Genomic DNA, 17,949 nt, shown 5'->3' with positions numbered 1-17,949 from the left:
TAATTTCAATATTTTATGACGCACATATAATAATTCGCGTGTTATGCGTCATTCCATTCGCATTTTATATGTCACAGGGTGGCGGGTTTTTGAAAATTGAATTCTCAAGTTATGAGTCACTTAACATTTTCACCCCCCAAGTAAGTCATGTTAGGCCCGCCTGCCCGGCGGGCCCGAATTTATTTGACCAGATCAATTTGAAAGACTTTCAACTTAATATATTGTTTTATCTAGGAAAGACCCGCTCGCTGAAGTAGGTTTTTCTGAGCATCCTCCATTTAATGTTTAATTTACTAATTTGTTATACCGTGAAGTTGGCTGAGTGATTTTCTATCTATATTTGCAAGACAGCCCGTAGAGACGGATTCATTCGAAGAATCTCTTTGGGAGATGAGAAAGTGCATTCCACAATTCTATTGTGCGGTGATGAGCCCAACATACCCCCCATCCTGACGGAAACTTTCCAGGATGAGTTTGATGTCATTTCTGCGGGCTCTTCAGAAGAAGCTCTCAATCTCGGACGCGAGCATCCCGACATTTCGGTGATCTTATACGGGTTGGATATCGCCAACCTTTATCAGGATGAAGCACTGATTGATTTGCAGAAACGCAGTGATGCCGTCTGGATCCTGCTTTCCGATGACCAGGGAATTCCCGCAGCCAGGCAAGCGGTTAAGACCGGACTGGTTGACTGTTTTGTCACCAAACCGCTGACAGCGGAGAAGATAAAGCCGCTGATCGAAAATAACTGCCGCCCGCATAACGTCCGTCAGACCGACATTACCGAGCAGTTCACCTTTTCACAGATCATGGAAAACCTGCCGCATGCCGTTTATCGCAAGGATAAAGACCTGCACTATCTTGAACTGAACAAAGTCGAAGCGGAAATCCTGGGCATAGATGATCCCGCCCAAGCCATCGGCAAGACCGCGGCGGAGCTGCAGGGCAACAGAAGCATGCAATCGCGCCAAAAAAATGAGTGCAGCGTGCTGGCAACCGGAAAAACAGCCGCCGAGCATGTTGAAAAACAATCCCGTGGCCGAAACAAGACCGCCTGGTTTGCCAGCACCATCGCCCCCATCAAAGATGAATATGGCGAGACACAGCAGCTGATCGGCATAACCCGGGATGTCACCGAAATGGTCCGCATCCAGCAGGAAAACGCCCTGCTGCTCAAAATTATCCGAATGTTTTCAGAAGCCGAGGACCTGGAAAGCGCCATGTTAAGCGCCCTAGAGGTCATTTGTTGTGAATGCGGCTGGAATTACGGGGAAGCCTGGCTGAGGGAAGATGATGAAGACCGGCTGGTGCGCTGCCAATCCTGGTATGGCCGCCCCAGAACAAAATTGCAGGATTTCTTCACAGCCATCCGCATCCACGGCTTTGAAAAAGGGTCCGGTCTGCCCGGCCAGGCCTGGAACAGCGGCAAACCAGTCTGGTGGCACCGCAGGAGCCAGTCTCCCTGGAGAGGCTCATCACAACTGCATGCCGCGGCGGAAAAAGCCGGCTTGAAATCCGGATTTGCCGTTCCCATCCCATCACCCAACGGTCAGATCCAGGCGGTCCTGGTATTCTTCAGCGTTGCCAAACGGCATGGTAATCAAAGGAACGCCAAGCTTGTTTCCGCGGTGATCAGTCAACTGGGGGCCGTCTTGGAACGCAAACGGGCGGAAGAAGCGCTTCATGAGAGCGAGAACCGCTTCCGGGACGTGGTGGAAGCAACATCCGACTGGTACTGGGAAACCGACGAAAACGACCGCTTTATCTTTGTCTCGGATAAACAAAAGGAGTTTCTCGGTTATCCTGAGGAAGCCTGGCGTGGAAAAACACGGTTTGAAGTGGCCAGGCTGGAGGAGCTTCCTCCCCATTTCGTGGAAAATCATCAGGCAATCCAGGCCCGTAAACCCTTCAAGGATTTTGAATATCAGTTGAGGGATACAAATGGGAACCTTCACCATCTTTCCATCAGCGGAAAGCCGACCTTCGACAATAATGGAAAATTTTGCGGTTACCGCGGCGCGGCAACGGATCTGACCGAACAGAAACAGGCCGAGCACGCCTTTTTCGAGAGCGAAACCCGGCAACGCGCGATCCTGAATAACGCCCCCACCCCGATCGCGGTTCGAGATGAGGAAGGGCGCTATATCTTTGTCAATAGAAGCTATCGGGAACAGTTCCTGGAAGGCCGCAAGAATATTAACGGAAAAACAGATCGGGAATTGCTGAACACGACCATCGCGGAAACACTCGCCAAGCATGATCAGGACGTAATGCGCAAAGCGGAAGACCGGAACCTGGAGATTGGATTGGTCTTGCAAGGGGTCCAACGCTATTTCCAAGTCTATAAATTCCCCCTGCTGGATTTGAACGGCAAAGCCTATGGCATCTGCCAGATCTTTTCCGACCTGACCGAGAGGCGCCGTGCGGAAGAAAGGCTGCGCCATTCTTCCAAGATGGAGGCGATTGGACAATTAACCGGCGGTGTTGCCCATGATTTCAACAATCTGTTGACAGTAATCCTGGGCAATCTTGAATTACTGCGCCGGGTTAATCCGGGTGATCAGAAGCAGCAGAAATGGATCGATACCGCCCTGAAGGCCGCCGAACGAGGATCAGACCTGACAGGTCGTCTTCTGGCCTTCTCCCGCAAACAGGTCCTGGAAACCTCAATGCTGGATCTCAATGATGTGATCACCGATCTGGAACCGATGCTGATCCGGACCCTGGGCGAGGATATCTCCGTAAAAATCGAGTTATGCGAAGATCCAGGTCAGGCAAATCTTGATGAAAACCAGCTTGGCAACGCTATTTTAAACCTATGCGTCAACGCCCGCGACGCCATGAAGGCAGGCGGCAATCTGTTGATCGAAACCCAAAGAGAGTATCTGGACCAGCTATATGCCGCCCAACATGATGAAGTTCAAATCGGCTGGTACAGTGTCATCACCGTCACTGATGATGGCTGCGGCATGTCAGATTCAGTGAAAAAACGTATCCTGGAGCCCTTTTTCACCACCAAGGAAACCGGCAAAGGCACCGGGCTAGGCCTCTCCATGGTCTATGGCTTTGTCAAACAATCCGGCGGGCATCTGGTGATTTACAGTGAAGAAGGCATGGGATCAACCATCCGAATGTATTTCCCGATGGTCTCTCCAAGCATTGAGGAAACTGAGCCGAAATCACCGGAATTATCGGATATCAAGGGAGGACATGAAAAGATCCTGCTGGTGGAGGATGACCCCGATGTAAGAGAACTCGGCCTGGCCATGCTCACCGACCTTGGATATCAGGTGATTGTCGCGGAGGATGGTTATCAGGGCATCGAAGCCTTCCGAAAAGAACAGGATTTTCAATTGGTTGTTACCGACGTTGTCATGCCTAACGGCCTGACCGGTATTGAAATGGCCAATGAAATCCGTCTGCTTGATGCGGATGTCAGCTTCCTTTTCGTTTCTGGCTATTCCAATAAATCACAGCAGGAAGTCATGGACGAAGCGATCGAGGCCAACTGGCTGATGAAACCCTATAATATTGCCAAGCTGAGTGAAAAGGTCCGACAGAGCCTGGATCATGAGAAAGCCAGCCCCAGCTGGAAAAGCCAATGAACGGAAAGCGCCTGGTCTGCATAGACGACGAAGCGGATGTCCGCCAGTTCATTTGTGATGCGGCGGAAATGGCCGGCTTCGAAACCCGCCAGTCCTGTGATGCGGATCGGTTCATGGAAATTTGTGAAGAATTTGATCCAAACATTGTGGTGATTGACCTGCAGATGCCGGATGTGGATGGGGTTGAATTGCTGCGCCATCTGGCTCAACAACATGTAAAATACCAAATCCTGCTGGTGAGCGGTGTTGATACCAGGATCCTGGATACCGCATGCCGGCTGGGCGAGGATCTGGGCCTGCCGATGATTGGCTGGGTGCAGAAACCGATCGCGCTGAAAAAGCTGGAGAATTTAATCTCAGGCAAGGATGCCACCGGGTTTGAGATTTGCGAGGCAACGGTTAAAGCGGGCCTTGAAAAGGGCCAGTTCGTCAATCATTACCAACCGAAAATAGCACGCACACCATATGGAACCTGGACCATCCAAGGCTGCGAAGCCTTGTTGAGATGGTATCATCCAACCCAGGGAACCATTATGCCCAACGCGTTTTTCCCGGTCATCGAAACCCACCCGGTCATGATGGATATTACGGAATTCGTTCTGGAAAACGCGCTTGGCCAGTTGAAAGACTGGGAGCGTGCCGGGCTGGATATCCAAATGGCCGTCAATCTTTCCCCGACCATTTTTCATTCCCTGGCATTGCCCGACATAATTGATGGCATGCTGAAATGTCACGATATTGCCGGTGATCGGTTGATACTTGAAGTGACCGAGAGCACGGCGATGGAGGATTCGTCCAAGGTGATGGATATCTTGACCCGGTTCCGCCTCAAATCGTTCGGACTGAGTATTGATGATTTCGGCACCGGCTATTCGTCCCTGAAACAATTATATCGCATGCCCTTCAATGAATTGAAGGTAGACAGGTCCTTTGTGGAAAATCTGAAAACCGACCGGGAATCCCAGATCATTGTACGCTCGATCATAGAATTGGCGCAAAACCTGGAACTATCTGTCTGCATTGAAGGTGTCGAGACCGAGGAAGTTATGCTGATGGTCGATGCCATGGGATGCGACAAGGTCCAAGGATTTTTCATCAGCCCCCCGTTGCCGGCAGACCAGTTTTTCAGGCTGGCACAGGAATGGTCCTACGGTGATGAAATCCTGGCCCGGGCCAGTTACCCCACGTGAATTGAATGAGGCGGAGAGGAGCATGGAAATCTCGACCTTCGAGGAAGATACCGAAAGCACCATCCTGGTCATTGATGATGAAGAATTGGTGCTGGATACATTGTCCGAAATCCTGTCGCAGGAAGGGTATATTGTGGAAACGGCCAAAGACGGTCGTGAAGGCATATTCATGATCAACTCCGGTTCCCCGGACCTGATTATTTGTGATGTGAATATGCCCAATATGAACGGCCATGAGTTTGTTCGGGAATTGCGGGACAATCACCCGGACCTCTCCTATATTCCCATTCTCCTGCTCTCGGGTGCATCGGATGATCCGGATATAACCAAGGGTTTGAAAACCGGTGCGGATGATTATCTGACCAAGCCGATTAATCCCGACATTCTGGCCAGCCGGGTGAATGCCGCCCTTCGCCAGATTGACCGTATGAAACGCAAGAAACGTTCCGACGAAGTGAAGCTGTATCGCGCACTGGTGCTCAAGGGAAAATCGAGGGATTCGGAACAAGCACCATTGTCCCAGACCGGTACGATGGATCCTGCCAACATCCCGCCCGCCTTCCAGGAATGCCTGGCCAAGATGCATGCGGAAAATGACGGAAAAAGCTGCGGTTCCGTGCAACTGTTCAGCCTGTGCGAATATGAAAATATATTTGGTGAGGAATGGAACAAATATGCCACCAAAGCCATGAGCATCGCCGAGACGACCATCAAGCATCACCTTGGTAGTGGTGATCAGTTTTCCGCCAATGGCGAGAACGGGTTTCTGTTGCTGTTTCCCAAATTGGACGAGGCCGCCAGCAAGGCGCGGGTCCAGATGATCGCCGACGAGATTCGGGTCAATCTGCTGGGCGAAGAAGCCCGGGTCTATCGAACATTATCCATTGAGACCACCAATGTACCGGTCACGGATATCTGTGATGCGAACGGCAAAATCACCCAAGACGGCCTGGAAACAGCTTTTGGCGGCATTTCGGCCCAGGCCCCTGCCCCCTATCCAACTGACGCCGGTTTATCAGTCAGCGATCGTGTCATGTCTCAGATCGATGTCCGGTTTGTACCGGTTTGGAACTCAATGAATGAGGAAATTTTCGCCTATCAATGTGTGCCTTACCGGAAAACCGCCTATGGCATGTTCAAAGGACCCGATGTGCTGCATGGTCGCGAAGGCGATCCCCTGACGCTGGATCTCGATTTGACCCTGGCGCAATCGGCTGTCGATAATGTGTTGCAGAACAAATCAGGTGAATATACACCCTCCGTCTGCCTGCCTCTGCATTTCTGCACCTTATTTGGTCGCGGCCGCGCCTCCCTTCAAAAAATACTGGCCCCCCTCAAAGGGAAATCCAACGATTTCATCATCTATGAACTGTCCAGCATTCCCAGTGCCACGACACAAAACCGGATCTGGGATGCCATGCGTTTCCTGAAGGAGTATGGTGAACAGATCGCTATTGAACTGCCCATACTGGATCGCAATGTTCCGGTTTTCCAGGCGGCGGGTGCAAAAGCCCTCAAAGTTTGTGTCTCGGATCGGTCGGACCATGTGGAACTTGGGCGCTTTACCCATGATCTGAAGAAAATGGTCACGGAAATCGACAAGCAGAAGCTGTTCCCGTATTTTTATGACGTTGATACAATTAATTTATTCAAGGCCGCCGATGCCTCCGGTGCGATTTGGATCAATGGCCGGGTGGTTGGGCCAGTGACCGAAAAGGTCCGCCAATCCTTCACACTTCCCAGGCGCAAGATCCTGTTTGGATAACCGCCTTTCAGGGAACCGTTATCCAAATAGTATTTTTTTCTCCGGCAGGGAAAAACTCTGCCGGGCTCGCTCTGAGATCGGCCCAACAACCCGCCCGCTGACATAGCCGCTGCCCGCCGCCAGAGATGCTTTGAAACTGTTGATGGTATCCACCTCGCTCAGGAAAGTGAGCATCTTTTGCTTCCCGATCTCGTCCACATGCCGTTTCAGGTCAGCGGTGAACTGTCCCATTTCCGCCTGGTTGGACAAGCCCTTGAGAGAGAGTTTCAACGCCATGGCACCGGCCGATGAAAATACCGGCACATTCCGGTCCAGGACAGGCAATTCCACTGAGATGCTCTTGGAAAACTCTTTCAGGAAGCGCATGGCGTCCCATACCCGGACCGGGCTGGTCGCGCTGGGAACACTGATAACTTCAAAATACAATAACTCTCGGGACCGCCCTTTGACAGGCCCCAGTATTTCCTCCAGGCACTCCCGGCCGGCGCCGAATAGGGTTGTAAAATGCAAGGGCAGAAAGACCTGTGCGCCATATTCGCCTTCACTGGTTCCTTCAATCGCCTTGGCAGCCGCCTTGGCCATGTGAATGTCCAATTCAACGGTCAAAGGATCCCCTTCACCGCCGTGAAGAACCTCTGCGCCGGTGAATACGCCATAAACCGTCCGGCGATAGGGCAGGCATTCATAGGCAAAAACTTTTTGGCTGGTCGCCTCCCAAACCGGTTGAAAACGCACCTCAATTTGGGAAAGGACCCGTTCGGTAATGCTAAGAGACGGGTCTGGCGCGCGCTCACGCACGGCATGGCCCATGCGTCCACCAAAGGCTCGGTTGAGCGATTCCGCCGTCATATTGCCTTGGGAATCACAAAAATCCTCCAGGGCAACGGTGGTGGCATCCAACGACATTGACCGATAGACCCGGGCTTCTTCGCCCAGAAGATTGACCCGAATCTCGTCAGCAATCATATCGATCCGCGCTTTGCAGGCTTGTTCATCCAGTTTGGGAAACAACAACAGAAAGCCATTTTCACCATTGGGACTATATTCATCACCGGCCCGCAAGTGATGGCGGATTGTCTGTTCCGCGATCGCCATCGCTTTCTTGGCATATTTTTCCCATTCCTCACCAAAGATGTCTTCATATTCGCTGAGCGAAAACAGCTGGACTGCACTACAGCTTTCTTTCCCTTCTGATTGACACATTTCAGAGAGTTTTTCACGAAAGGCCGGTGCGAGTTTGTCAGGATCCATTTCCCCCGCAGCCGAGAGCGAAACCGCCTGTTCAGAGGCCGCCTTTCCCTTGACCACCAACGCTTTATAGAGCTTGACCTCATCAACGCGTTTCTTGCGTTTCATCCGGGTGATCTGGCGCAGGATGGCTTCGACCTTAATCAATAGATGACTGGCATCCACCGGTTTGGTCAAATAGTCATCCGCACCGTTCTTCAACCCGCTACTGATGGCATTCTCATCGGTGCCGCCAGACAGAAAGATAACAGGGATATAAGAGAGATCCGGATGATTTTCGCGCAATTGCTGCACAAAGGCCGTGCCATCCATCTTTGGCATACGCACATCACAAATCACCAGACTGGGATGTTCTGATTGGATCAAATGCAGGGCTTGTTCGCCGTTTTGGGCGCAAAAGACTACATAGCCTTCGGATTCCAGAATAGCCGCCAGCATATCCCGGATCATCTCCTCGTCATCCACCACAAGGATCCGATTGTCCCGATCTTCCTCAATGACACTATTCAATGATGCATTTGGCATGGCTCTCCTTAGCGGCGAAGACACCGCTCCAGATCTTGAGTTGTCCATGAATGCACGCTGCAGCCAACCCGATCCCTAATCCCTTCCCCAGGGGAATGCCTCTTTGAACCTCACGCCATTCCGCAAAAAAGTCGAAAAAACTTTATATGCCCACGGTTGATTCATACCCGAGTTTTGTAAAAGAACCCTTAAGGTCGCCGACAGTCCCGATTTCTCAAAGAACGTTGCAGCGAGACGCCAGAAAAACCACAACATCACAACCCATTATCAAAAAAAATATCAACTGCACGGGTTGCAACAGGCGGTCTGAACACACAGTGTATGAGGGCAAGATCAAAGGAGGAATGCATGCAGGACTCACCGATCGATCGGAAATATCTGGGCACCATTCTGGAGGAATTACTGACAATTCCGAGCCCATCCGGCATGACAGATGCCATCACGACACGAGTCTGTCACGAATTGGAAGAATTGGGCATTGAGTATGAATTGACCCGGCGCGGCGCTATCCGTGGCAATCTATCCGGACGACAAAATTCGCCGGACCGTGCGATCGTTGCCCATCTCGACACTTTGGGGGCGATGGTCAAATGGATCCGCCCAAACGGCCGATTGCGCATTGTGCCGATCGGTCATTGGTCCTCACGTTTTGCCGAGGGCGCGCGCTGCACCGTTCATTGCGACGATGGCCGGGTTTTACGGGGCACCATCCTGCCACTCAAAGCATCCGGTCATGTTTATAACAAAGAAGTGGACAGCCAGCCGACCCGTTGGGACGGCGTGGAATTACGCCTGGACGAACGCACATCCAGCGCCGAGGAAACGCGAGCACTCGGCGTGAATGTCGGGGACCATATCTCTGTCGATTCCAGGCCGGAATTCACCGAAACGGGCTTCGTCTCGGCGCGTCATCTGGATGACAAAGCCGGTGCCGCCGCCATACTGGCCGCAACAAAGGCGTTGCTGGCCAGCGGCAAGGAGCTGCCGCTTGACTGCCATATCCTGTTCACCATCACCGAAGAAGTCGGGGCCGGAGCCTCCCACATCCTTCATGGGGATGTCGCGGAACTGGTCTCAGTCGACAATGGAACCTTCGCACCGGAACAGAATACCGCGGAATATGGCGTCACTCTCTCCATGATGGATATGTCAGGCCCGTTCGACTGGCACCTCACCCGGCATCTGATCGGCCTGTGCCAGGAAAATGAGATCGATCACAGCCGGGATGTGTTCAACTATTACCGGTCCGATGCCGCCGCTGCACTGGAGGCCGGCAATGACATCCGAACCGCGCTGGTCTGTTTTGGACTGGACGCATCACACGGACATGAACGCGTCCATATGGATTCACTCATATCCCTTGCCCAACTGCTGTATCACTACATGCTCAGCCCGGCCCTGTTCCGGCGGGATAAAGAAGCCCTTGGCCCGCTAAGCGATTTCCCGAGCGAGAATAACCCATCGGCTGAGGACCCGTGATCAAGAAACGCCTCGCTGGCTATTTCTGAGGGATTGGCCTGACGATCTGTGAAATTATCACTTCACAACGTCAGGCTTTTTCCTGGCCACCATCGGCGATTAGCGGTTCAACTTTCAGAATCACCAACAGCTCTCCATCCAGCTGATGCACCCCTTTGGCGTATTTCTCCCATCCCAGCCCCATGGTATCCGGAATTTTTTCCAAAGAGTTCTTGGCAGCGTAGCGGACCCCATCAATCTCGTCGACACGCAACCCGAACGTTTCATTTTGATGTGTCACCAAAATGATATTCTGATGATCCTGGTCAGGATCGTTATCCTGTTCGTCCGCCTTCATCGCCAAACGGGTGGCCAGGTCAATCACCGTCACGATTTGGCCGCGCAGACTTACCACACCCATCACGTCAGGGCGCGCACGCGGCACCCATGTCGGGTGATCAGCGATAAAAATGTCTTCTACCTGCCTGATAGGGAGCCCCATCAGCTGCTGATCCACTGTAAAGCAGACATATTCCTGCTTGGATTGCGCGTGGCCGTTTTTCATCTCCAACGATGTCATGGGACCTCTCTTGCTGTTTGGTTTCCATGGCGTCGGGCAGACCCTAACAAGCGTGCCTTATCACATTCAATGATTTTATGGGTTCAAAACCGCTTCCTCTCCCTCTTCAGCGATACCCGTGCCCGAGACCGCGGGCACATCCAGCAACGGAGCCGCATCCAGGTTTTCCGCGTCCATCATGAATGCCACCCGCTGTAACACCGCCAGGGTCTGGGTCTTTTCCCAATCTTCCAGGGCATCGAAGCGCTCGATGAAGGTTTCATGGAGTAACGGCGGGGCTTCCTGAAGGATCGACCGACCGGCATCGGTAAGTTTCGCATGCACCACGCGCTTGTCCGATTCACTACGCACCCGGCCGATCAGAGCCCGCTGTTCCAGCCGGTTTAGAATGGTCGTAACCGTGGCCTGGCTCAAGGAAACTTCATCCGAAATTCTTCGAACTGTAACATTCCCAAGTTCTTCAATTGCACGTAACACCATGATTTGTGGGATCGTCAAACCGCATTCCTTGGTCAGTCTTTTGGAATGCAGATCTGTTGCCCTGATAATTTTCCTAAGATTAACAAGAACTTCCTGCCAGTAACTCAGTGCCATACCCTGATTATCCCTTTTTTGCCATCTCAAGCCCTACCGCCTTCAAGGGAATCCTTCCACGGTAGTTTTTATTAGTCATCGATTTGACATCAAAACTTTCGACCTGTAAGTTTACGCCGAAACATCAACGGCGCCCAGGCACATATTATCAGCCAACTAATGGTATTTATCTTCGAAAGCAAAATGTTTTCGGCGGGGGGACTTTTCGGTTCCATCTTTTGGAAGCAAGCCTCCCCAAGGCCTGAGTCCGGTGCGGATGCGCCTGATCGTTCGTCTGCTGATGTCAATCACCGATCCTATTCATCACAGCTCTGCAAGGAGAGCCCTTAGACATGTGCGGCATTGCCGGTATCATATCCTTTTCGACCTCTAACGATCCTAATCACGCCCAGCTCGCGGAAATGACCCGGCGGCTGGCCCGGCGGGGGCCCGATGGCAACGGCATATCGGTTCAAGGGCGTATCGGGCTGGGTCACCGCCGCCTGAAGATTGTCGATCTGAGTGATCGGGCCCAGCAGCCGATGATTGATCCGGAACTTGGCTTAAGCGTTGTGTTCAACGGCTGCATCTATAATCATGCGGAATTGCGCCAGCAGTTGGAGGGGATGGGCTATCGCTTCTTCTCCACCGGCGACACGGAAGTAATCGCCAAGGCTTATCACGCCTGGGGCCGCGATTGTGTCCAGCATTTCAACGGCATGTTCGCCTTTGCCGTCACTGAGCGCGACAGTGGCAAGGTGATGCTGGCCCGTGACAGGCTCGGCATCAAGCCGCTCTATATCTCGCACACGCCTGAACGGTTGGCCTTTGCCTCCTCCCTGCCTGCGCTTTTGGCCGCAGGCGGCATTGATACCAGCATCGATCCGGTGGGCCTGAATTATTATATGTCCTTCCATGCGGTCGTCCCGGCCCCCCACACGATACTGAATGGCGTAAAAAAACTGCCGCCAGCCACCGTCGCCGAATTCGATGCTGACGGCTTCCGGACAGACACACTCTATTGGCAAACAGATTTCAACGGCGATGGCATCGCAAAGCCACAGCTTCAGGACGAATGGGAAGATCAGTTGCTGAGCGTTCTGCGCCGTTCAGTAAGCCGGCGCCTGACCGGCGATGTGCCGGTCGGAGTCCTGCTGTCGGGCGGGCTGGATTCCAGCCTGATCACCGGCCTGCTGGCAGAACAGGGCCAGAAGGGGCTGAATACCTTTTCCATCGGCTTTGAAGATGTGAATGGCGAGGACGGCAACGAGTTTTACTACTCCGATTTGGTGGCCAAGCATTTCGGTACCAAACACCATAAAATCTTTGTCGATTCCCGCAATCTGCTTGACCGGCTGCCGGAAGTGTTCGAGGCCCAGTCCGAGCCGATGGTCAGCCATGACAATATCGCCTTTTACCTTCTGTCCGAAGTGATCTCTAAGGAAATCAAGGTGGTGCAAAGCGGCCAGGGGGCCGATGAAGTTTTCGGCGGTTATCACTGGTATCCGCCGCTGGTCAACAGCCAGCACCCCGCCAACGATTATTGCAAAGCCTTCATGGACCGGGATTACGCGGAATATTGTGACGCGATCAGCGAAAAATTCCATTGCGGCGACCAGGCATCCGATTTTGTTGCCAGCCGGTTTGCCGACCAGGGCGCCGATGACCCCGTCGCCAAGGCCCTGCGACTGGACACAACGGTGATGCTGGTTGATGACCCGGTAAAGCGCGTTGACAATATGACCATGGCCTGGGGCCTGGAGGCGCGCGTTCCCTTCCTGGATCATGAAGTGGTTGAACTGGCCGCGCGCATCCCGAGTGATTTGAAGATCAAAGGGGATGGTAAATACATCCTCAAGGAAGCCGCACGCAAAGTGATCCCCCATGAGGTGATCGACCGGCCCAAAGGGTATTTCCCCGTGCCGGCGCTGAAATATCTGGAAGGGTCCTATCTGGATTATGTCCGCGACGCGGTGAATTCCAACCAGGCCCGTGAACGAGGGATTTTCAACCAAGCCTACGTCGACCGCCTGCTGCAATCCCCGAAGGACCATATCACGCCACTCAGAGGGTCGAAATTGTGGCAGGTCGCCCTGCTGGAATGCTGGCTTCAAACCCACGCCGCCTGAACCGACATCGGGAAGGATATGGAAAATGGTTATGACCCAGGAAACACCAGAAAAAGACCCCTTTGATTTTGAAAAAATGGCATCGCTGCGCCATTGGGGGAAAATTGACGAACAGAATCTGCCCGACAGCATCGGCGCGGAATGTGTGGTCGATTGCGGCTGGGGCCGACTTATCTTCGGCCAGACATTTGCCACAGCCGAAATGCTGGCCTCGGCCCTGCAGGCAGAAGAAACCGGCAAAAGGGATGTGGCGCTTTACATCCGCGACCCCCATGTGGTGATGTCGCACGCGCCGCAGGAAATGTTCCTCGACCCGTCGCACACTTACCGCCTGGCCCTGGCCCCCGACATGCGGGAAGAGCCACCCCACGATATGGTACGTCTGCGCCTGTTGGATCCAGACGCCGATGAAGATGCCGTAAATCGGATTTACCGCACCCGCAACATGGTGCCGGTTCGCCCTGGCTATTTCGCGGAAAAATCCATAGACCCCACCTTCATTTTCCTGGTGGCAGAGTCGACGGAAAACGGTGAAATTGTCGGTGTGGTGACCGGCATCGATCACCGGGCCGCCTTTAACGATCCGGATAACGGTGCCAGCCTCTGGTCACTTGCGGTCGACCCGCAAGCAAGCCAACCCGGCATAGGAGAATTGCTGGTCAGCGGGCTTGCCGCCCGCTTCGCCGTCCAGGGCCGCGCTTTCATGGATCTCTCGGTGATGCATGACAATGTCCACGCGATCGCGCTTTATGAAAAGCTGGGTTTCGAGCGGGTACCGGTCTATTGCCTGAAGAAGAAAAACCCGATCAATGAAAAGCTGTTCATTGGCCCCAGCCCGGAAGAACAGCTGAACATCTATGCGCGGATCATTGTCGATGAAGCCCGCCGCCGCGGCATCCAGGTCACGCTGGATGATGCGGAGGGCGGTCTTTTCACACTCAATCTGGGCGGACGTTCTATTGCCTGTCGGGAATCCCTGTCTGAATTGACAAGCGCAGTGGCCATGAGCCGGTGCGACGATAAGGCCGTCACACACCGCCTGCTGAATGCCGCCGGACTTCGAACCCCGGCGCAAATCACCGTGACCGACCCGGAAAATGCCAGCCACTTCCTGCAGGAACATCGCCGGGTGGTTGTAAAACCCGCACGCGGAGAACAGGGCCGGGGTATTTTTGTCGATATCCGAGACCCGGTCGATCTGGAAGACGCCATCACCAAAGCCGGGCAATATTGCGAAAAGGTTTTGGTCGAAGAAATGGTTGAAGGCGAGGATTTGCGCATCATCGTCATTGATAACCGCGTCGTGGCAGGTGCAGTTCGGCGCCCCGCACGCATCCAGGGCGACGGCGTTCATAACATTACCGATCTGATCGCCAAACAGAGCCGCCGCCGCGCCGCGGCCACCGACGGCGAAAGCACGATCCCGGCCGACGAGGAGACACAGCGTTGTGTTGAAACTGCGGGATATCAGTTACAGGATGTCCTGCCCGAAGGTACCGAGCTATCCGTCCGTAAAACTGCTAATCTGCATACCGGCGGCACGATCCATGATGTGACCGATCACCTGCATCCGGCCTTGGTCTCCGCCGCGGTCAAAGCGGCACAGGCCCTGGATATCCCGGTGGTCGGGCTTGACCTTATGGTCCCGTCCATCACCGGCCCCGGTTACCACATCATAGAGGCTAATGAACGACCCGGCCTCGCCAATCACGAACCTCAGCCAACAGCGGAACGTTTTGTGGATCTTCTATTCCCGCAAAGCCGTGCCGTTTCCTGACTCACCCAACAGAAACCATGAAAAAGAACAAGGAGAATAATATGTCAGATACAATGGGTGCCCGCATCGAACAGGCCCGCCTTGCCAAGGGCTTGAATGTCACGCAACTGTCCCGCCGGATCGCCGTTAAACCGACCACCCTGAAAAACTGGGAGTCTGACCGCAGCGAACCGCGCGCCAACAAAATGGCCATGGTCGCCGGCGTGCTGGGCGTTTCCGTTCAATGGTTGCTGGAAGGCGGCGAGGAACTGCCCAGCTATGAAGAGCAATTGCCCGGATCGGTTCGAATTGCCAAAAAACTGGAACTGGCGCTCGCGCTGCAACAACGCCTGTCGCAAATTCTTTTTGAGCTGGAATCCGATGTCGCCCGCATGCAGCATGACTGGGCGGAAGAAGTAAGCGTTAACTGATCCGGCCCAGCCCCATCATCAAACGCATTCCAAGAATAGGACCATGAGCGAGTTTAAGAGAAAACAGCCGAAACGGATCTTTAGCCGGAAACGCAGCTGGCGCACGCATGTCATGACGGTGGCGGCTTCTGCCGCTATCGTCTTTGGCGCGGCGTCAGTCGCATTGGCGATGCTCACCATCTGATCAGCCTTGTACCGGCACCATCAATATCCCGATTTTGTGAATATCCAATGCTGACGCATTCTGCTATGGAATCGGCAGATTATTCAGATTATTCAGATTATTGAGGAATCGATCATGATCAGCTTTTCCCGAATTGCCGCACCGCTCCTTACCGTCACCATGCTCGTCAGCGGCCTGGCCGTTCAGGCCCATGAAGGCGCGACCGGTGTGGTGAAAGAGCGCATGGAAGCCATGGAAGACGTCGGCAAAAGCATGAAAGCGCTCAAAGCCATGATCACTGGTGAGATAACCTATGACGCCGACAAGGTCCGGATGGCCGCCAAGACCATTGCCGGCCACGGTGGCGACAATCTGACCAGGCTTTTCCCCGAGGGCAGCACCCAGCATCCCACCGCCGCCCTGCCTGCAATTTGGGAAGACTGGCAGGGTTTTTCTAGACTGGCCGCCGATCTGGCCAGCCACGCAGACGCCCTCGCCAAGGCTGCCGGGAACGACCGATCCATGGCGGAAAGCAGCATGGGCGGCGATATGATGTCTGCCGCACCAGCAGCCCCGACCCCGGCAGAACTGGCCGGCATGGCACCGGACAGCGCCTTCATGGCGCTGGGCAAGGTTTGCGGCTCCTGCCATAAACAGTTCCGTAAGAAAAAGGAGTAGCACCGCCACAATGACCCGGCGTCGCCTCTTCCTGCTGGCTGCAATCATTGTTACCGCCGGCGGCTTTTTCACATTCTGGCTGTTTCAGGGACCGGCCATCGTTGATCGGGACCTCACGGGCCTTGAAGGAGACGTAGGAAGAGGCGCCTATATCGCCCGCCTGACCGGCTGTATCGCCTGCCATACCAACATCAAGGCCGGTGGCAAGGTTCTGGCTGGTGGCGCGCCAATCGTCACGGAATTCGGCAGCTTTTATCCACCCAATATCACCCCCCATGAAAGTGACGGCATCGGCACATGGGATCTTGACGATTTCACGCGCGCCCTGACGGGCGGCAAATCCCCGCAAGGCCATGCATATTATCCTTCTTTCCCCTATGCCTTTTATACCCGGCTCGAAGATCAGGATATCGTTGACTTGTGGGCCGCCGTCAAATCGGTTCCCGCAGTCGCAGGAGGCCCACCGGAACATGATCTAAACTTTCCTTTCAATCTGCGCCTGCCGCTGGGTGCCTGGCAAAGGTTATTCTTGAAACAGGGAAAGCAGCCTGATTTACCCGACCGGGATGCCAAATGGCTTCGTGGCCGCTATCTCGCGGAGGCAACCGGCCATTGCGGGGCCTGTCACACGCCCCGCAATCTTTTTGGTGCCCGAAAGACCGATGAACAATACCAGGGCGGTCTGGCACCGGAAGGTAAGAAGGTCCCCGCCATCACTAGGGTCGCCCTTGAAAAGGCCGGCTGGACCGAGAGAGATCTGGCATATGCGTTGAAAACGGGAATCCTGCCGGATGGGGATGCCTTTGGCGGGGCCATGACCGAAGTTGTGCAAGCCGGTACCCGTTTCTGGACCCCAGAGGATCTTGAAGCGATCGCCGCTTATATTTTCTCACCCCCGGACGAAAACTGAGAAGCTTGGCTCCGATAGGGTTTCAACCTTAGCGGATAGGCCAGTTGGCCCGCTATGCCCTGACCCATATCCGCGCTCACGCCCAACGGCGCATCACAGGGGCCGGGCACCCGATAGGTGCCAAAGGCCCGATCAAATAGGGAAAAAACTGTGGCATAATTAGTATTGAACGCTCGTGGATCATCCGCATGGTGCCAGCGATGCATTGTCGGCGAGACAAATATCCGATCAAAGAAGCCATAGCGCCAGGGCAGATCCGCATGAATCAGATATCCGTAATAATGCCGCACCAGGTTATTAGCCAACAACGCTTCCGGTGGAAAGCCCAGCCATAATAAAACCGCACTATCGATCATGTAGGTCGTGAGGCGGTTGAGAGGATGAAACCTTTCCAGGGTCAGCCAGGTCATTTCCGTATCAGAATGATGCACCGCATGGGCGGGCCAGAGCCATCGGCAATGTTCCAGCCGATGACGCCAATAGCCGGTGAAATCCCCTATAAAAATAGCAAGGAACAAGGTCAGGACAAATGGCAGCTCACGCCAAACCCCGGGATCGATGACCCGATAACCCTGCGCATCAAATAGTTCGGAAAACAGAATCGCGATCCCGGCAATAACCGGGGTTACCAGGATCGCATTAAAAATGACAAGCCCCAGATTGATCCCGGTTTCCGGGATGGCTTTGGCAATTTCCCGGATCGCGTTGCCGCGCTTAACCAGCAAGGCCAGCAACAAAAAGCCCACAGCCGGATAGATCAAAGCCTCCAGCGCAAGCAAGACTGTATCAATAGTGGACGCAACAAAGCCGGGAAGCCAGGCCAACACTGTCTCAGTCTCCTGTCATACCCACATCTGCCACCTATAGTCCACCATCTGTCCTAAACAAAAGCAAGTAGGGCAAGAAGAAAGGAACCTTCTTAATCTACATTGGGAAAA

Annotated in this window: 14 protein-coding genes; 10 read left to right on the top strand and 4 right to left on the bottom strand. The window is 53.8% G+C overall.

What is annotated here, in order from left to right; all coding sequences use genetic code 11:
* The first annotated feature begins 398 nt into the window (after positions 1–398).
* Genes DFP90_RS10900 through DFP90_RS10890 form a run of 3 tightly spaced genes read left to right on the top strand, consistent with a single transcriptional unit; the run spans position 399 to position 6,560 of the window.
* Positions 399–3,605, top strand: a complete 3,207-nt coding sequence (locus tag DFP90_RS10900; protein ID WP_147300991.1) for a PAS domain-containing protein — start codon at positions 399–401, stop codon at positions 3,603–3,605.
* Positions 3,602–4,795: an EAL domain-containing response regulator gene (locus tag DFP90_RS10895; RefSeq protein ID WP_115936480.1), complete on the top strand. Its 1,194-nt coding sequence runs from the start codon at positions 3,602–3,604 to the stop codon at positions 4,793–4,795. The genes DFP90_RS10900 and DFP90_RS10895 overlap by 4 nt, the downstream gene beginning before the upstream one ends.
* A gap of 22 nt (positions 4,796–4,817) precedes the next feature.
* The gene (locus tag DFP90_RS10890; RefSeq protein ID WP_181905300.1) at positions 4,818–6,560 is read left to right on the top strand and encodes a response regulator transcription factor; all 1,743 of its coding nucleotides are present in this window, start codon (positions 4,818–4,820) and stop codon (positions 6,558–6,560) included.
* Positions 6,561–6,578: 18 nt separating this feature from the next.
* On the opposite strand, the gene DFP90_RS10885 is transcribed toward DFP90_RS10890, so the two are convergent.
* Positions 6,579–8,333 (bottom strand): response regulator transcription factor, encoded by a 1,755-nt coding sequence (locus DFP90_RS10885; RefSeq protein WP_181905299.1) that lies wholly within the window; start codon positions 8,331–8,333, stop codon positions 6,579–6,581.
* Positions 8,334–8,681: 348 nt separating this feature from the next.
* On the opposite strand from DFP90_RS10885, the gene DFP90_RS10880 reads away from it, so the two are divergent.
* On the top strand, positions 8,682–9,812 hold the full coding sequence (locus DFP90_RS10880; protein ID WP_115936477.1) for an osmoprotectant NAGGN system M42 family peptidase: 1,131 nt from the start codon (positions 8,682–8,684) through the stop codon (positions 9,810–9,812).
* A 70-nt stretch (positions 9,813–9,882) separates the two neighbouring features.
* Here the strand turns inward: DFP90_RS10880 and DFP90_RS10875 are convergent, their stop codons facing one another.
* Both DFP90_RS10875 and DFP90_RS10870 read right to left on the bottom strand, forming a co-directional pair.
* Positions 9,883–10,371, bottom strand: a complete 489-nt coding sequence (locus DFP90_RS10875) for a chemotaxis protein CheW (protein ID WP_115936476.1) — start codon at positions 10,369–10,371, stop codon at positions 9,883–9,885.
* Between the two features lie 75 nt (positions 10,372–10,446).
* Positions 10,447–10,965 carry a MarR family winged helix-turn-helix transcriptional regulator gene (locus DFP90_RS10870; RefSeq protein WP_115936475.1) on the bottom strand — a complete coding sequence of 173 codons (519 nt, stop codon included), beginning with the start codon at positions 10,963–10,965 and terminating at the stop codon, positions 10,447–10,449.
* Positions 10,966–11,297: 332 nt separating this feature from the next.
* Here DFP90_RS10870 and DFP90_RS10865 point away from each other — a divergent pair, with 332 nt between their 5' ends.
* The 6 genes from DFP90_RS10865 to DFP90_RS10845 all read left to right on the top strand — a co-directional run bounded on the left by DFP90_RS10865 (position 11,298) and on the right by DFP90_RS10845 (position 17,011).
* A complete protein-coding gene (locus DFP90_RS10865; protein WP_115936474.1) occupies positions 11,298–13,073 on the top strand; it encodes an N-acetylglutaminylglutamine amidotransferase in 1,776 nt (591 codons plus the stop codon).
* Between the two features lie 25 nt (positions 13,074–13,098).
* The gene (gene ngg, locus DFP90_RS10860; protein ID WP_218044642.1) at positions 13,099–14,850 is read left to right on the top strand and encodes an N-acetylglutaminylglutamine synthetase; all 1,752 of its coding nucleotides are present in this window, start codon (positions 13,099–13,101) and stop codon (positions 14,848–14,850) included.
* A 41-nt stretch (positions 14,851–14,891) separates the two neighbouring features.
* Complete coding sequence (locus DFP90_RS10855; protein WP_218044641.1) at positions 14,892–15,260, top strand: helix-turn-helix domain-containing protein; 369 nt, start codon at positions 14,892–14,894, stop codon at positions 15,258–15,260.
* Positions 15,261–15,303: 43 nt separating this feature from the next.
* Positions 15,304–15,444: a hypothetical protein gene (locus DFP90_RS22840; RefSeq protein ID WP_181905298.1), complete on the top strand. Its 141-nt coding sequence runs from the start codon at positions 15,304–15,306 to the stop codon at positions 15,442–15,444.
* Positions 15,445–15,558: 114 nt separating this feature from the next.
* Positions 15,559–16,101 (top strand): c-type cytochrome, encoded by a 543-nt coding sequence (locus tag DFP90_RS10850; RefSeq protein WP_115936472.1) that lies wholly within the window; start codon positions 15,559–15,561, stop codon positions 16,099–16,101.
* A gap of 10 nt (positions 16,102–16,111) precedes the next feature.
* The gene (locus DFP90_RS10845) at positions 16,112–17,011 is read left to right on the top strand and encodes a c-type cytochrome (RefSeq protein WP_115936471.1); all 900 of its coding nucleotides are present in this window, start codon (positions 16,112–16,114) and stop codon (positions 17,009–17,011) included.
* On the opposite strand, the gene DFP90_RS10840 is transcribed toward DFP90_RS10845, so the two are convergent.
* On the bottom strand, positions 16,981–17,838 hold the full coding sequence (locus tag DFP90_RS10840; protein WP_115936470.1) for a sterol desaturase family protein: 858 nt from the start codon (positions 17,836–17,838) through the stop codon (positions 16,981–16,983). The two genes, DFP90_RS10845 and DFP90_RS10840, sit on opposite strands and share 31 nt — an antisense overlap.
* Between the last annotated feature and the right edge of the window lie 111 nt (positions 17,839–17,949).

Source organism: Aestuariispira insulae (genome assembly GCF_003385955.1).
Taxonomy (GTDB): Bacteria; Pseudomonadota; Alphaproteobacteria; order UBA8366; family Aestuariispiraceae; genus Aestuariispira; species Aestuariispira insulae.
Note: the sequence above shows the minus strand (reverse complement) of the source record. Positions and strands in the feature narration are given on the sequence as shown.